This window comes from Streptococcus sp. GMD5S, from assembly GCF_000298715.2.
GTDB lineage: Bacteria > Bacillota > Bacilli > Lactobacillales > Streptococcaceae > Streptococcus.
Map to the genome: position 1 here is coordinate 1 of NZ_AJRG02000008.1, position 15,674 is coordinate 15,674.

The window sequence follows — 15,674 nt, forward strand, 5'->3', positions numbered from 1 at the left end:
GTGACCAATGATGTACTGCGCCGGTTTGTGAGCCACTAACTGCTGGTAAATTTCTTCTACAAAATTTTCTTCCTCTTTTGTCACTTCCTGCTGAAGAGCAAAGACAAAGTCCGTAAAAGAGAGATTTTTTAGGCTACGATAGACAAAAGAGAGGCTTTCAGCTTCCTCTCCTTGTCTAACCAACTCTTCTTCAAAATCTGAAAATAATTGAGCTAATTTCATTATTTGTTTAATTCTTCTAATTTTTGTGTTTGGTCATAAAGAACCAAGGCATCCACAACTTCATCCAATTTACCAGACAAGATGGTATCTAGTTTTTGGAGAGTCAAGCCAATACGGTGGTCTGTGACACGGTTTTGTGGGAAGTTATATGTACGAATACGTTCTGAACGGTCACCAGTACCGATAGTAGACTTACGTTCAGCGTCTTGTTCATCCTGGGCAATTTGTGCAAAGTGGTCAGCAACACGCGCACGGATGATTTTCATGGCCTTCTCACGGTTTTTCTGCTGGGTACGTTCTTCCTGCATCTCAACCTTGATATTGGTTGGCAAGTGAACGATACGCACGGCAGTCGCAACCTTATTGACGTTCTGACCACCAGCACCAGATGCGTGGTAGATATCAACACGAAGGTCTTTTGGATCAATATCGTATTCTACTTCTTCGACTTCAGGCATAACAAGAACTGTCGCAGTTGAAGTGTGGACACGACCTTGGCTTTCTGTCACAGGGACACGTTGCACACGGTGGGCACCTGATTCGTACTTAAGCTTAGAATATACAGATTGACCAGAAACCATAGCAACCACTTCCTTGAAACCACCGACACCATTCATAGAAGCTTCCATGACTTCAAAGCGCCAGCCTTGGGCTTCCGCATACTTTTGGTACATAGTTAGCAAATCTCCGGCGAAAAGTGCCGCTTCGTCACCACCAGCCGCTCCACGAATTTCAAGGATGATGTTCTTGTCATCGTTTGGATCCTTTGGAAGGAGCAAGATTTTCAATTTTTCTTCGTATTCTTCTTTTTCAGCCTTGGCATCTTTTAATTCTTGCTTGGCCATTTCTTCCAAGTCCGCATCTCCGCCTGACTCCTTAATCATCTCTTCGGCATCAACGATGTTTTGAAGGACTTGTTTGTACTCACGGTAGGCTGTTACCGTATCGCGAGTGGAAGCCTCTTCTTTGGACAATTCCATGAAACGTTTGGTATCAGATACCACATCAGGGTCACTGAGCAATTCTCCTAATTCTTCATAACGGTCTTCTACAGCTTGTAGTTGATCATAGATGTTCATTTTTCTTCATTCTCCTTATTGATTTCAGGGGCAAAATAATGTTTACGGCAGACTGAGATATAGGTTTCATTTCCACCGATCTGAATTTGTTCTCCATCATAGACTGGCACGCCATCTTGAGTTCGCAACACCATAGTCGCCTTTTTCTTACAATACTGACAAATGGTCTTGATTTCGTCAATCTTATCTGCTAAAAGCAAGAGATATTTGGAACCTTCGAACAATTCATTGCGAAAGTCATTCTTCAAACCAAAAGCCATGACAGGTATGTCTAACTCATCAACAACACGAGCAAGGTCATAAACATGGTGACGCTTGAGAAACTGAGCCTCATCGACTAGCACACAGTATGGTTTCTCAGGTAAGTCTCGGATATAACCAAAGATATCCGTCGTTTCCTCAATCGCAATGGCTGGGCGTTTCATACCGATTCGACTAGATACATAGCCAACACCGTCACGTGTATCCAGAGCCGAAGTCATAATCACAACTCCCTTTCCTTGCTCCTCGTAGTTATAGGCCACCTTGAGAATCTCAATCGTCTTACCAGAGTTCATGGTCCCATAACGATAATACAACTGTGCCATGCTTCTATTTCACGTCCATTTCTAAATTTTTGCTACATTCTAGTATATCATAATTTTCTGAAGCTTTAAACGGCAAAATGTGGTAAAATAGAAGAAATCAAAAACTAGTGGAGGAAGCCATTATGCCATTTGTACGCATCGATTTATTTGAAGGACGCACGCTCGAGCAAAAGAAAGCTCTTGCTAAGGAAGTAACGGAAGCTGTTGTCCGTAACACTGGAGCACCTCAATCAGCCGTTCATGTCATCATCAACGACATGCCAGAAGGAACCTACTTCCCTCAAGGGGAAATGCGCACCAAATAATCTAGCTTAAGCAGAATTGCTTAGGCTTTTTCAATCTCCAAGTAGCATCCATTGAAGAAATAGTCTAATTTTGTTACAATTTGAAGAGATGCTTGGATACCTATCCTAAGAAAAGAAATACAAAAGGAATTAGTATGATTACACGTGAATTTGATACCATCGCTGCTATCTCTACTCCTCTTGGAGAAGGGGCCATTGGTATTGTCCGCTTGAGCGGAACAGATAGTTTTGCTATTGCCCAAAAGATTTTTAAAGGAAAAGACTTGAGCAAGGTTGCTAGCCACACTCTCAACTATGGTCACATTATTGACCCTCAAACTGGTAAAGTCATGGACGAGGTTATGGTTGGTGCCATGAAGTCTCCAAAGACCTTCACTCGAGAGGACATTATTGAGATTAACACCCACGGTGGGATTGCGGTGACCAATGAAATTCTCCAACTAGCTATCCGTGAAGGAGCTCGGTTGGCGGAACCTGGTGAATTTACCAAACGCGCCTTTCTAAACGGTCGTGTGGACTTGACACAGGCTGAGGCAGTGATGGACATCATCCGTGCTAAGACAGATAAGGCCATGAATATTGCAGTCAAACAATTGGACGGTTCTCTTTCTGACCTCATTAATAATACTCGCCAAGAAATCCTCAATACACTTGCCCAAGTTGAGGTCAATATCGACTATCCTGAGTATGACGATGTTGAGGAAGCCACTACTGCAGTTGTCCGTGAGAAAACTATGGAGTTTGAGCAATTGCTAACTAATCTCCTTAGGACAGCACGTCGAGGTAAAATCCTCCGTGAGGGAATTTCAACTGCCATCATCGGTCGTCCCAACGTTGGGAAATCGAGCCTGCTCAACAACCTCCTGCGTGAAGAAAAGGCCATCGTTACAGACATCGCTGGTACTACCCGTGATGTCATCGAAGAATACGTCAACATCAATGGTGTTCCTCTCAAATTGATTGATACAGCTGGTATTCGGGAAACAGATGACATCGTGGAACAAATCGGTGTCGAACGTTCTAGAAAAGCCCTCAAGGAAGCTGACTTGGTACTACTAGTACTAAATGCCAGTGAACCACTGACCGCCCAAGATCGCCAACTCTTAGAAATCAGCCAAGATACTAATCGAATCATTCTCCTCAACAAAACTGACCTGCAAGAAGCTATTGAAACAGAGGAACTTCCAGAAGATATCATCCGCATTTCAGTCCTTAAAAATCGAAACATCGATAAGATTGAAGAACGCATTAACAACCTCTTCTTTGAAAATGCTGGTTTGGTCGAGCAAGATGCTACTTACCTATCTAATGCCCGTCATATTTCCTTGATTGAGAAGGCCGTTGAAAGCCTACAAGCAGTTAATGAAGGTCTTGAACTGGGTATGCCAGTTGATTTGCTTCAAGTTGACTTGACCCGTACTTGGGAAATTCTCGGAGAAATCACTGGAGATGCCGCACCTGATGAACTCATCACCCAACTCTTTAGCCAATTCTGTTTAGGAAAATAAGAAAAATCCATGATCGTTCATTCGGTCATGGATTTTATTGTCTTTATTAGTAATCTGGTCTAAGGACACCTGTTACAGTTGCCTTAGTCGCTTCGTAGTCGCCATCTACGACAACTTTGATAATGCGTTTAGCATCTTCTTCTGGTGCTGGAACTAGAGGTAATCGAGTTGGTCCAGCTTCAAATCCCATATAGTTAAGGACTGCCTTAACTGGAGCAGGACTTGGATAAGAGAAGAGGGCGTTGACTTTAGGAATGAATTTACGCTGAATTGCAGCAGCTTTTTTCATATCGCTTTCTGCAATGGCAGTAAACATTTCGTGCATTTCATCTCCATTTGTATGGGAGGCAACAGAAATAACCCCATCTGCACCAAGATTCATGGCATGGAAAGCGTCTCCGTCCTCACCAGTATAGACCAAGAACTCTTCTGGCTTGTGTTCAATCAAGTAAGCCATATTAGCCAGACTTGTACATTCTTTGACCCCAATAATATTTGGATGGTCAGCCAAACGAAGCATGGTTTCTGGAGTTAATTCCACTACCACACGCCCTGGAATGTTATAGATGATAATAGGTAAGTCAGAAGCATCTGCAATCGCTTTAAAGTGCTGATACATGCCTTCTTGAGAAGGTTTGTTGTAGTAAGGTACGATTGCAAGCCCAGCAGCAAAACCACCAAAGTCTGCGACCTCTTTGACAAACTCGATCGAATCGCGCGTATCATTGGTACCTACACCCGCAATCAAAGGAACGCGTCCATTGATAATCTTTTGTACAGCCTCAAAGAGTTCCAACTCTTCATCGTGGGTCAAAGTTGGACTCTCAGCAGTCGTTCCAGCTAGAAGAATGCCGTCTGTGTGATGGGCCAATAAATGCTCAATCAAGGCTGGAATGGCATCAAAGTTGATGGAACCATCCTCATGGAAAGGGGTAATAAAGGCTGTGATGATTTTACACTCTTTTAAATCTTGATAAGACATGAGAAACACCTCTCTATTTCAAAGAAGGAGTTCATCTGAACTCCTAAACGATATGACTATTTTAATTCAAATTTCAAATCAGCTGTTGGACGAACCAATCCACGTTCGTGAAGTGTTTCTGCGATCTGAACTGAGTTCCAAGCAGCACCTTTAAGAAGGTTATCGGAAACAACCCACATGTGGATTCCTTTTTCAGCATCCAAGTCTTTACGGATACGACCAACAAAGGTATCACGTGAACCAACTGCATTGATAGCTTGAGGATAGATTTGATGAGCTACGTCATCCTCGAGAACAGCACCTGGAAAGGCTGCGATGGCTGCTTTCACTTCTTCGATTGGAGCCACTTCTTTTGTTTCAATGTAAACAGACTCAGAGTGAGCAGACAAGACAGGAATACGCACACATGTTGCAGACACTGCGATGCTATCATCTTCCATGATTTTCTTCGTTTCCTTAGTCATCTTCATCTCTTCGTAAGTGTAATCATTGTCAGTGAAGACATCAATTTGTGGAAGAGCGTTAAAGGCAATAGGATAGTGTTTCTTGTCACCACCTGAAGGTAAGATTTCCGCATGCAAATCACGTGGATTCACACCGTCATTCAAGACTTCACGAAGTTCACGTTGTGTTTCAAGGATCGCTCCCATACCAGCACCAGAGACTGCTTGGTATGTTGAAACGATGATACGGTCCAAGCCCCATTTTTGACGAACAGGCTCAAGAGCCACCATCATTTGGATTGTTGAACAGTTAGGGCAAGCAATAATCCCGTTGTGGGCATCAAGTGCGTGAGCATTGACTTCCGGCACAACCAATGGTACATCTGGATTTTGACGGAAATAAGATGTGTTATCTACTACTACCGCTCCAGCTTGAACTGCGTATGGTGCATACTTAGCTGATGTCGAACCACCTGCTGAGAAGAGTGCAATATCAACACCCTCAAAAGCGGTCTCAGTCGTTTCTTCAATCGTAATATCTTGGTCTTTAAATTTCAAAGTCTTGCCTGCTGAACGTGCAGAAGCAAGGTAACGAATTTTATCGATTGGAAGTGTTGATTCTTCCAACATTTTTATCATCTGAGCTCCGACAGCACCTGTCGCGCCGACTACAGCAACTGTATATCCCATAAATAACCTCTTTCGGAATTTTCTAAAAATTTCTATAATAGATGTATTATACTACTTTTTCCAGAAATTGAAAAGCATTTTTGGGTTATATTTTCTGAAAATTAAAAATCCCTAGTCATTGACCAGGGACTAAGAGGCATCTTCATGTGATGAGCAGGTTCACACAACTCATCAAGGTCCGCTCCTGCGTTATGACCTCCTTATGCTCAATAGCAGTCCGAAGACTGCCTATCGACTCATCGCATCTACTATTCTACTAGATAGAGTCACTTTTGTCAACAGCCAAAACTCTTTGCTTCATTTATACAGGTGCATAAGAAATATCTTTGAAAAATTTGGGGCAGACATAACAAAAACCCTTGTAAATAAGAGTTTTTGTATCTATTTAATGCTAATTGCCGGGATTGAACCGGCGACCTCATCCTTACCATGGATGCGCTCTGCCAACTGAGCTAAATCAGCTTACCTAAAAAGTATACTATAGTTCTATGTTCTTGTCAAGCGCTCTCTTTTAATTTTATGGAATGAAAAAAGCTAGATTTAGCAAGAATCTAGCTTATAAACTTCTTATTTTGTTAGATCGATTCGCTGTCCCAATTTACCAATCAAAATCGCTCCCACTATAAGTGATGCAAACTCACCAATTCCAGTAGAGAACCATGTGAAGAAGAAGGGAGCTTCTGTCAAGATATGGAGTTCAGCTGCAATGGTAATCATTGAAATGGAGAAGAGGATTGAAAAGAAGAAATGATCTTTTCGAATCAATCCGTTAAAGAGGTAATCTTTGCTGTATTTTGCAAAGAGCCATACCCCTAGACTAAGGAAAACTAGGGTAGAACCTCCACCGACAAAGACATCTATTAGGCCAAAACTACTAAATAAATTAGCAATCATACATCCAATTGTCACACCGATGATATATTTAGGGTTGTAAAAGGCCAAGAAATTCAACATTTCTGAAATACGGAACTGATACGCCCCAAAACTAAGAACATTGATTGGTGGCGTAATAGTCAAAACTACATAGATCGCAGCAACGATAGCGATGTCTGCCATGTCACGAACAGTTAATTTTTTCATGTTTTCTCCTTTAGCGGTTTCCCGCGTAAAATATGCTTGGTGAAAGAAGCTAAGCACCAAGGGTTGAGGTTATCAACCTTACCAGTATAGCACAATATATGACTTTATGCTATACTAAAATCATGAAAAATCAAATAAAAGCTTTCTTTGATAATGAAATCCTTGCCTATCTTTTTTTTGGTGGCGCTACTACTCTGGTTTCTATTGTATCACGTTTGGTTATTTACCATATCAGCCACCAGGAAATCCTCGCAACTGCCCTCGCAAATATTATCGGGATTCTCTTTGCCTTTCTCACAAATGATACAATCGTCTTTAAACAAGAGAGAAGGAATTGGCCAACCCGCCTGGCTAAGTTTTTCTTAGCTCGTCTTTCTACTCTTGGTCTTGACGTTCTTTTAACTTATATCTTTGTTACAACTTTCCCTGATATTATTGGCCAGTTTGTCGAATTTAATATAGATAGGGTTAATACGATTGAAACTATTCTAGCACAAATCTTGATCATCATTTTAAACTATATTTTCAGTAAAATCTATATTTTTAAAGGGAACAACTGACCACTTTGAGCGTTCAAGTTGCTTTTTGTCACAATTTAGGATATAATAAATTAGAAAATTAGGAAAGGAATTTATGAAAATGTTAAAGGATCTTAAAGAATTTTTGCTTCGTGGTAATGTCGTTGACCTTGCTGTCGGTGTGATCATTGCCTCTGCATTTGGTGCTATCGTTACTTCATTTGTTAACGATATCATCACTCCACTTCTATTGAACCCAGCTTTGGAAGCTGCGAAAGTACAAAACATCGCTGAGCTTGCATGGAATGGTGTTACATATGGTAAATTCTTGAGTGCTATTATCAACTTTCTCGTTGTAGGTACTGTGCTTTTCTTCGTTATTAAAGCTATGGAAAAAGCGCAAAACCTTCGTAAGAAAGAGGAAGTGGTTGAGGAAGCACCTGCTGCTCCAACTGAACTTGAAGTTCTTCAAGAAATCAAAGCTCTTCTTGAGAAAAAATAAAACAGATAAAGGATTTAGCTTAAAGCTAAATCCTTTTTTCTTTACTCTTTTGGTAACTTCCCAGCCTTTTCGAGCATTTTCTTAATCAAGTAAGGCATCTTCACATTTTCACGGCCTTTTTTCTCAATGAGTTTTTTGACAAATTCTGGCATCTGAAGGTCGTCTGTCTCCTCCATGATGTCCTTTGTAGTTGCCGAAGGCGCTAACTCATCGAAGGTTTCTTCTTCTGGGAGAAAAGCTTTAAATTCTTTGTCTTCATTGGCTCGTACAGTAGCAACTAAAGCGTCAATTAAACGGCTATCTGTATTGGGCATAGGTGGACGATGGTAGGTGACACCTAATTCTTGACACAACTCATAACATTCCACATCGTTATCAAACAAGACTTCGATGTGCTCACTGATAAAGCTAATCGGGACAAAAATATAATGCTCTGGATGTTGCTTTTGTTCTCGTAAATATTCTAAGACATCTGGCTTGATCCAAGGGATTCCAATATCGCTTTCGCTCTGCCAAGTATTGGTATACTGGTCGGCTGTTAGGCCGAGTTGTTCAGCAATGAGCTTGCTATTATCGAAAATCTGATCGATATAAGGATCTCCATAATCCAAGGCAAAAATGGGAACACTGTGAGCTGAAAAGATTACCTTGAAAGATTCTTCTCCCACATGGTTTCGTAAAATTTTTTCAATCTCATCTGTCCAGAAGTCCAGCAAAGGCTGTTGTTGATACCAGTCCTTAATTACTAAAAATCGGATCTGCTGACTTTCCAAAAACTTTTCATACCCCATCACCGAGTAAAAGGAATAATGAGGTTCCAAAATCAAACAAATACATTCTTCAATACCATCAGACTCCATCTGCTTGATCACATCAGGGATAAAGGGCCGAGAAAACTTATTGGCAAAGTAGATACCGTACTCCTCGCCTAAACGTTCCTTGACTAAATCAACCTCCTCACGTGTAATCCGCTGCAAGGGCGTCCCACCGATAAGGACATAGTTGTCATAGAGAGTCTGAATCTCGTGGTCTTGGGGTCTAACACCACGACGAATATTTGTAAAAAATTCTGCTACTCCTTCAAAACTAATCTCCTCTGGAGATCCAAAGGTCATCATTAATATAGCTTTTTTCATGTTATCATCCTTATGATATTATTTTCACTATCTATTCTATCATGAAAGAAAAAAATAGTAAACGCTTCCGACGTCTACTATTTCTTTTGTTCTTTTGTCTTTCTATCTCGCCTTATGATTAGGATGATAACGACAAGGAGTAAAATAACGATAATCAGGAGAAGAAAGGCAAGTATATAAATCCAATGCGTTGGTAGGCCTTGATCGAAATACCGCGTCCCTACTGCTTCCCCACTTTTATCCTGGGCTGCTTTTACTGGTGCATCCGTTATTTTAGCTAAGAGGATATGCCGTCCGTTGGTAATATTAAGGAAACAGGTGCTTAATAAAACAATCTTGTCCGTTGAGGTCAGCGAAACATCTCGCTTGTACTTGGCTTTACTTAGCAAATATTGATAGTAGGCGTGGTGTTCCTCATCGTTGGAACTCAAAGTTCGGTAAATCTCCGCGTCATAGGCATCTACTTCTAAAATTCCAAATATCTCAAGCCCTCGTTCACGGCCGTTATAATAGATAGAGCCATAACGATGCTTTTCAAAAAAATCTTGATCCGCAAATTTTTGAATCTCCCCAAACATAGCACCAGAAGCCATGGAGTGACCATAAATGATGGTGTTAAAGTCCGTAAAATTTGGGTTAAAACGATAGTCTAGGAATATAGAACCTGACACAGTATAATCGCCAAAGGCATTGCGGTCAAGGTATTTGACATTGTCCTGACTCTGCAAGAGGGGATAGTCTACCTTGGTCCCATCAAGGCTAATCCAACCACAAACATCCTTGTTGAGGTGCTGCAAGGTTTCAAAGCCCGTACTGCTGGCATCCTTTTCAATGGGATTATAATGATCGTAGTCGCTCGCAAGAGCTCTATCAGCTGTAAAAAGACAGAAAAAAACTAGAAAGAGGGATAGAATGACCATTATGGTCTTGTGACTCGTACTTGTTTTCATATTTCCTTCTTTCTCCTTTCTAGCCTTGAAAATAAAAGAGCAAGAGAGGCTATCCCTTTCTCTTTTATTGGTAGTTTAGTCAGTAATGGTATCTGCTCCTTCTTCCTTTGCTTCTCTTCTACGACGCAAGATCAAATAGAGGATGATGAGCAAGAAGATCAATAGCAAGAGCAAGATAAATAAGATGATATACCATATCCACAAAGGAATCGATGAGAGAAATCGTCCGAGCGACGAATCATCAAAGACACTATAAGGGAATGGTTTTGATTTTTTCGTATGGAAGGTGTTCTTTGGAACTGTATCCGTAATCTTGGCAACTACGATATGTCTCCCATTTGTTACGTCTAGGAAACAGGTACTGAGAAGAATGATATGGTCATTTGGCCCCAGTGTAATGTCTCGTTTGTGAATGGCAACCGAGAGTAAGTGATCGATATATTCTTGGCGCCGATCATCCCCATTAATACCTGGATCGTAGATGTTAAAGTCATAGGCGTCCACCTCGAGCATTTCAAAGATTTCAAGACCTTTTTCAACGCCATTATAGTAAATACTGCCGTAGCGATGCTGGTCAAAAAATTCCTTATCAGAAAACTTTGCTACATCTCCAAACATAACCCCATTTTCTACATGGTGTCCGTAGATGATGGTATTAAAGTCTTCGAACTTGGATTCATTTCGAGCCTCAAGGAAAATAGCCCCTGTAGCTGCAAATTCTCCCTTGGAATCCTTGTTCAGGTATTTTTCATTGTCTTTGGCTTGAACTAAGGGATAGTCGATATTGGTGCCATAGACATTGATCCAACCGAGAACCTCTGGATTGACTTGCTGTAGCTTGTGAAAGCCAGAAAAACTAGCAAGCTCATCCTTCTCACTGGTACTAACAGGTCTATAGGCCTCATACTCACTTGATGAAGCCTGAGAATAAACCTGATTGGCATCCCAGAGGGCGTAGAAACCAAAGAGAAAGACTAAGGCTGTCAAGAGGAGCAAGATATGATTCATCAATGCATCTACAGCAAGGACCAGACGCCTAGACAAACTCCTTTTGGGTTTCTCACGCTTGATTTTCATCGGTCAAACCACTTGCTTAAGCTTGTCTGCGTTTTTTAGACAAAACAACAAATCCAGCCAAACCAAGACCAATCATCAAGATGAAAGGAAGGTTGTCAATCAAGAGACCAGTAGGGGTAACGTCTGGTAAGCTATTTGTGATAGTGTTATCGTTTGGTTTTTCACCAATAAGGATACTATCTTGAGTGAAATTTGTAGAAACTGTACCAGCTTGATTTTTTGATGCTCCGTTCTCCTTATATGCAGCTGAAGCTGTGTAACCTTGAGATCCAGTTTCAACCAATTTATAACGAGTACCAGCAGGAATTGTGTCAAACACTAAAGATTGATCGTGACGTAGTGTTATAGTCGTTTCTTGACCATAGACAAATGTTTTTGAGGTTTCACCGATTTTACCAGTGATTGATTGTGAAGTTTCTGTAGATGCTTTTGTGAAAGTAAGCTTGAAAGTGAAATCTTTTGATTTATCTGCAGTAGCACCTGATACAACTTTTTTAATTACTAAAGATTTAGCATTTGGGTCAACTTTTGAAACATTTGGTTTATTAGGGTTTGGTTCATTTGGATCTGTAATTTTACCAGCATTTTTACGATAAATGTTAGTGAAAAGATCATATTTGTAAGTAGTTCCACTTTCAGATGGTTTTACTTTACCATTCACACTTGGGGATACTTGTTTAAAATACACAGAAGAAATATATGTTCCTCCTGTAGTTTTGTTCTTAACAATAACGTGCATTTCATAGTTGCGATTATCATATGTCATAAAATCAATAGGTGAACCATTTTTTTGAATAACTTTCCAACCAACATTTTGTTTTTCAGCAACAGTATAGACATATTCACCAGCATGTGTATAGTTCACTTCTCTAAAAATATCGCCGGTATCTTTCTTAATGTTAGTTTGGCCAGTTGCTAAAACGTCTGTTCCAGAATAAGATACATTTTTATCTGTAATTTGACCATTAGAAGAATCAATTGTTTCATAGGGTGCACCATTTGATGATGTACCAGTTTTAGGGGTGAAAGTAAATGTAAAAGTTGCTTCAGGTGTTGTAATTCCTTCAGCAATGTTCAACACCTTATTAATAGAAACTTTTGCACTTGTTTCACCAGTTGCTTTGGCAGTCGCCACATCATTATCATCCGCAAATGTTGGCACTCCTCTAAAGACCGACAAGGCGGTTACAGCTGCAATACTTGCAGTAACTAATTTTTTCAAAAATGTTTTTTTCATGATTATTCCTTTTATTTTTTAATTTCTTTTTTCATAAATTGTCATCAAAAGCCCCGTCGCCTTAGGACTGTTACCACCTTGCCATGGGTATCCTGTATAGGAATGGTTCCAAAAGCACGGCTATCTACAGCCGTTGTTCGATTGTCTCCGAGGACAAAGAGTTGTCCTGCTGGGACTTTCATTGGGAAGGTAGCCCCTTCCTTATAGAGCAGCGTTTCTTTGTAGATATCCTGCTCTTGTTGAGGAGAACCGTTGATGATGAGACCATTTTCGTTTATATCGATCGTACTTCCTTCGGTTGCAATGACACGCGCCACTCTTTCCTTACCTTTATAACTATAGACAAGCAGATCACCAATCGAATAACGTTTATCCAACCTATAGTAGACAACCAAGTCGCCATCTTTTAAGGCTGGCTTCATGCCATCGTCATTGTATCTCAATAGTCCAAAGACAAAAAAGTAAAGGGTGGCCAGTACAAACCCAACCATCAGAAGCTTACTGACTAAGTAGAGGATATCTCCCCATACACTCGGCGGAGACTTATCCCGATTGACTTGTGTTACTGTTTTCTTATGTTTCTTTTTAAGTAGCATTATTTTCTCCTATGTACCACTAGATATCCGAGTAGGATTGTAAAGAAGATTCCCCCTAGAGGAAGGATTATTCCTAACACGAGTGTACTGCTGAGGAAGTCAACTCCGGTTTCAGGCACGCTATTCTTATTATTCGTGACTGTCGCGGACTTATCCCCATCCAGTTTGCCTTCTTGATTTTCATAAGATACCTGATATCCACGAGAAGAGTTTGATTCCTCTTCAATAGTGTAGTGACTATCGAGTGGAAGTCCATCAATTTTTATGGTTTGGTCTTTACTGAGATCTATAGACGCTCGACCATTCGTAAATTGCAGAGGGGTTCTTTTATTATTCACCGTTGCAGTATAGGTTCCATTCAGTGGACTGTTCTGAGCATCCCTGATGTTAATGGTAATCTTGAAGGATTTTAATAAGTTGGCAAATACGCCTGTAACTTTTTTTGTGACTGATAAACTTGGAAGCTTGTGATTCGTAACAGTGCTGGTCTCGTCTTTATTCAGATCGCCCTCTTGATTCTCATATGTAACGTGGTAACCGTTCGTTGATGCCGCTTCTTCTTCAACTTTGTAATGGGTTCCTCGAGGAAGATAGCTTAGAATACCTTTCCAACGTTTTCGTTTTTCGACACGGATCTCCGCTTCTCCATTTACAACAGTTATCTCGCCAAAAGTTCCATTCAATGGCGTAGAATCAGGAGAGGTTAGTTTTACCTTAATTCTAAACTCTTTGTTCAAGTTACTTTCAGCTTCCAACACTTTCTTAATCGTCAGACTTGGCAATTGTTTATAGATTACCTTAAAGGATGGTTTAGTTTCTGTACCAACATTTTTTATTTCTTTGGTAAAGGCTGGGACGTCCGGTGCAATTAAATCGTATTGATATCCTTTGGCAACTTTTTCAAAGTTCCTCGTTTCATTAGATACGTTTTTTCTAACATTCACATTGGTCTTTCGATATTCTTGATTGTCAGAACCTCTGTTCTTGTTCTTTTGAACCAGTTTCAGTTCAACATTACTCGGTTGATCAGCTGTAATAACAGTTCTCGCACCCGTCACACCTTGCCATTCAACTTCCACTGGTACCGTTAATGGATCTGAAGGCTTAAAGGTTGGGTTGTCAGAGTATTCTTTGGTCTTGGTTTGGTAGGTGCCTATTCCATAGGAATAGGTGACACTGGCACCTTTATTGGAGTAGAGTTTATTGACATCAGAACCTTCAGCATCACCGGCCTCTAGTTTTTTATCACCAGCAATGGCATCTAAGGCATCTTGACTTGATGTAACAGTAAATTTGAGGGCGTACTTCACACCATCATCAAGAATGTAGTTAGGATTAAATTTTGCTGTTACTTCGACCAGACCATTTTCATTCTTCCTTGTTTCCAGCGTAACCTTATCTGATCCCAAGGTTTCCTCTTTATCGTTTTCGATTTTTACAACTCGAATATTTGAACTGTTATCGGGAAGAAGTTGAACATATTTGGACAAAACATCCTTGATGGTCACATGGTGAACACCTAGGGGAAGGATTTTCTTGGTGATTTCCTTAAATTGTTCTCTCAATTCCCTTTCATTGTTAGCGGATAATATTTCGTTTGGAATGGAAGAATTATAACTACCAATGTACTCTTTTAGTTTAGAAATACTATCTGTACTATTAGAGTAGCGGAATTTGATAGAATAAAATCCATCAATCTTGGGAGCAAGATAACCAGAAACTGTTTCAGTAAACGTGTTTAGATTGGTTTGATACCACGATGGAGCTATTTCTGTTACACCATCATTATTGCTCCAATTGTAGATCGTATAACCTCTAGTATCGTAGTACATGTTCGCAAAACCATCTGACAAAAGAATAACAACCTTTTTTGCACTTGATCTGGCTGACTGAAGTAATTCTGTTGCTGACTGAAGTCCTGCTCCAATATTTGTACCTGTACCTATTCCTCCTTCGTAACCAATCGAATCACCACTATTATCAACAGACATTCTAGAAACCATTCTTTTGGCTCCTTGAACATCATTGCTCCAGTTTAATACTGTCTTAGCATCATCATGAGAGGAAATACCAGAAAAGTACCCCGCCCAAGCTGGCCATTGATAATAACTATTGTAACGTTGGTTATCTATTTTCCCACCAAATCCTACCATAGATAAACGGTTATTAGAATTGGATAGAATGGTATCAATTAAGCCCTTACGACCATTTGTTCCTTTTAGAGTATTTTTCAATGCGTCAATCCGACTGATCGTCCGTCCATCAAAAGATTGGACATCCTGATTCTGCATACTTCCTGAGAGGTCTGCTACTAAAACAACATCCAAGGGATCCGTTTGGGTCTCCGTTCCCAGTTTGGACGTGATATCCAATGACAACTCATACTTGTCATCCTGTCCTGATATCGGAGTAATTGTTTTATGAAGGGTTGTCTGAGGTTCTGTAGTAGAATCAGCATTTAACAGACTTATCGGAGCACACAAAAAGAGAATAGCTAACAGTGTAACTAAACGGCGTGCAATAATTTGAACTTTCTTAAAATCGAAGCGAATGTTCATTTTATTCTCCTTAACTAGAATGTACTAATATTGTTACTATATCAATCTAGGACATTTACAAGATAATTGTACAATAAAGTTCACGCAGTGTCAATTAATATGATTAATTTTATATTATGTTAATTAATAAAAGAGTATGATTCTTCTTTGTCTTTCAAACTATTCTATGGTAAAATGAAAAAAGAATAAAAAAATCTCATAAAA

At 40.1% G+C, this 15,674-nt stretch carries 15 protein-coding genes, 1 tRNA gene, 1 pseudogene and 1 riboswitch; of the genes and pseudogenes, 4 read left to right on the top strand and 13 right to left on the bottom strand.

Translation table 11 applies throughout. The features are described from left to right. From GMD5S_RS0205140 to GMD5S_RS0205150, 3 genes and pseudogenes are all read right to left on the bottom strand, one after another. Positions 1 to 222, bottom strand: a pseudogene (locus GMD5S_RS0205140) (peptide chain release factor N(5)-glutamine methyltransferase); the annotation flags it as partial. Continuing rightward, entirely contained in the window at positions 222 to 1,301 is a 1,080-nt protein-coding gene (prfA, locus tag GMD5S_RS0205145) for a peptide chain release factor 1 (RefSeq protein WP_001028815.1), read from the bottom strand. The pseudogene GMD5S_RS0205140 and the gene prfA, both read right to left, overlap by 1 nt. Further along, the gene (locus tag GMD5S_RS0205150) at positions 1,298 to 1,888 is read right to left on the bottom strand and encodes a thymidine kinase (protein ID WP_000068127.1); all 591 of its coding nucleotides are present in this window, start codon (positions 1,886 to 1,888) and stop codon (positions 1,298 to 1,300) included. The genes prfA and GMD5S_RS0205150 overlap by 4 nt, the downstream gene beginning before the upstream one ends. A 122-nt stretch (positions 1,889 to 2,010) precedes the next feature. Here GMD5S_RS0205150 and GMD5S_RS0205155 point away from each other — a divergent pair, with 122 nt between their 5' ends. Both GMD5S_RS0205155 and mnmE read left to right on the top strand, forming a co-directional pair. Beyond that, a complete protein-coding gene (locus tag GMD5S_RS0205155) occupies positions 2,011 to 2,193 on the top strand; it encodes a 4-oxalocrotonate tautomerase (RefSeq protein ID WP_001117401.1) in 183 nt (60 codons plus the stop codon). A 134-nt stretch (positions 2,194 to 2,327) separates the two neighbouring features. Beyond that, positions 2,328 to 3,701, top strand: a complete 1,374-nt coding sequence (gene mnmE / locus GMD5S_RS0205160) for a tRNA uridine-5-carboxymethylaminomethyl(34) synthesis GTPase MnmE (protein WP_000632736.1) — start codon at positions 2,328 to 2,330, stop codon at positions 3,699 to 3,701. A 46-nt stretch (positions 3,702 to 3,747) separates the two neighbouring features. Here mnmE and dapA read toward each other — a convergent pair whose 3' ends face one another. The 4 genes from dapA to GMD5S_RS0205180 all read right to left on the bottom strand — a co-directional run bounded on the left by dapA (position 3,748) and on the right by GMD5S_RS0205180 (position 6,896). Further along, positions 3,748 to 4,683: a 4-hydroxy-tetrahydrodipicolinate synthase gene (dapA, locus tag GMD5S_RS0205165; protein WP_000121631.1), complete on the bottom strand. Its 936-nt coding sequence runs from the start codon at positions 4,681 to 4,683 to the stop codon at positions 3,748 to 3,750. Positions 4,684 to 4,739: 56 nt separating this feature from the next. Then, positions 4,740 to 5,816, bottom strand: coding sequence for an aspartate-semialdehyde dehydrogenase (locus GMD5S_RS0205170; RefSeq protein ID WP_000542493.1), 1,077 nt, complete (start codon positions 5,814 to 5,816; stop codon positions 4,740 to 4,742). Positions 5,817 to 6,205: 389 nt separating this feature from the next. Beyond that, positions 6,206 to 6,278: transfer RNA gene (locus tag GMD5S_RS0205175), tRNA-Thr, on the bottom strand. Positions 6,279 to 6,383: 105 nt separating this feature from the next. Beyond that, positions 6,384 to 6,896, bottom strand: coding sequence for a QueT transporter family protein (locus GMD5S_RS0205180; protein WP_000737304.1), 513 nt, complete (start codon positions 6,894 to 6,896; stop codon positions 6,384 to 6,386). Further along, a riboswitch (PreQ1 riboswitch) is annotated at positions 6,894 to 6,990 on the bottom strand. Its footprint overlaps the gene before it by 3 nt. Before the next feature lie 28 nt (positions 6,991 to 7,018). Here GMD5S_RS0205180 and GMD5S_RS0205185 point away from each other — a divergent pair. Next, on the top strand, positions 7,019 to 7,456 hold the full coding sequence (locus GMD5S_RS0205185) for a GtrA family protein (RefSeq protein ID WP_002874529.1): 438 nt from the start codon (positions 7,019 to 7,021) through the stop codon (positions 7,454 to 7,456). Between the two features lie 79 nt (positions 7,457 to 7,535). Continuing rightward, on the top strand, positions 7,536 to 7,916 hold the full coding sequence (gene mscL / locus GMD5S_RS0205190) for a large conductance mechanosensitive channel protein MscL (RefSeq protein WP_000910206.1): 381 nt from the start codon (positions 7,536 to 7,538) through the stop codon (positions 7,914 to 7,916). A gap of 41 nt (positions 7,917 to 7,957) precedes the next feature. On the opposite strand, the gene hemH is transcribed toward mscL, so the two are convergent. The 6 genes from hemH to pitA form a co-directional block, all read right to left on the bottom strand. Continuing rightward, positions 7,958 to 9,052, bottom strand: a complete 1,095-nt coding sequence (gene hemH, locus GMD5S_RS0205195) for a ferrochelatase (RefSeq protein ID WP_000709219.1) — start codon at positions 9,050 to 9,052, stop codon at positions 7,958 to 7,960. Between the two features lie 77 nt (positions 9,053 to 9,129). Further along, positions 9,130 to 10,002 (bottom strand): class B sortase, encoded by an 873-nt coding sequence (gene srtB, locus GMD5S_RS0205200; protein WP_000858434.1) that lies wholly within the window; start codon positions 10,000 to 10,002, stop codon positions 9,130 to 9,132. Positions 10,003 to 10,077: 75 nt separating this feature from the next. Further along, positions 10,078 to 11,079: a class B sortase gene (srtB, locus tag GMD5S_RS0205205; protein ID WP_000695090.1), complete on the bottom strand. Its 1,002-nt coding sequence runs from the start codon at positions 11,077 to 11,079 to the stop codon at positions 10,078 to 10,080. A 16-nt stretch (positions 11,080 to 11,095) separates the two neighbouring features. Next, on the bottom strand, positions 11,096 to 12,316 hold the full coding sequence (locus GMD5S_RS0205210) for a DUF7601 domain-containing protein (protein ID WP_000750686.1): 1,221 nt from the start codon (positions 12,314 to 12,316) through the stop codon (positions 11,096 to 11,098). Positions 12,317 to 12,360: 44 nt separating this feature from the next. Further along, a complete protein-coding gene (gene sipA / locus GMD5S_RS0205215; RefSeq protein WP_000924790.1) occupies positions 12,361 to 12,912 on the bottom strand; it encodes a PI-2 pilus system signal peptidase SipA in 552 nt (183 codons plus the stop codon). Beyond that, the gene (gene pitA, locus GMD5S_RS0205220) at positions 12,912 to 15,470 is read right to left on the bottom strand and encodes a PI-2 pilus tip adhesin PitA (protein WP_001026090.1); all 2,559 of its coding nucleotides are present in this window, start codon (positions 15,468 to 15,470) and stop codon (positions 12,912 to 12,914) included. Before pitA ends, sipA begins: the two co-directional genes overlap by 1 nt. Positions 15,471 to 15,674: the final 204 nt, after the last annotated feature.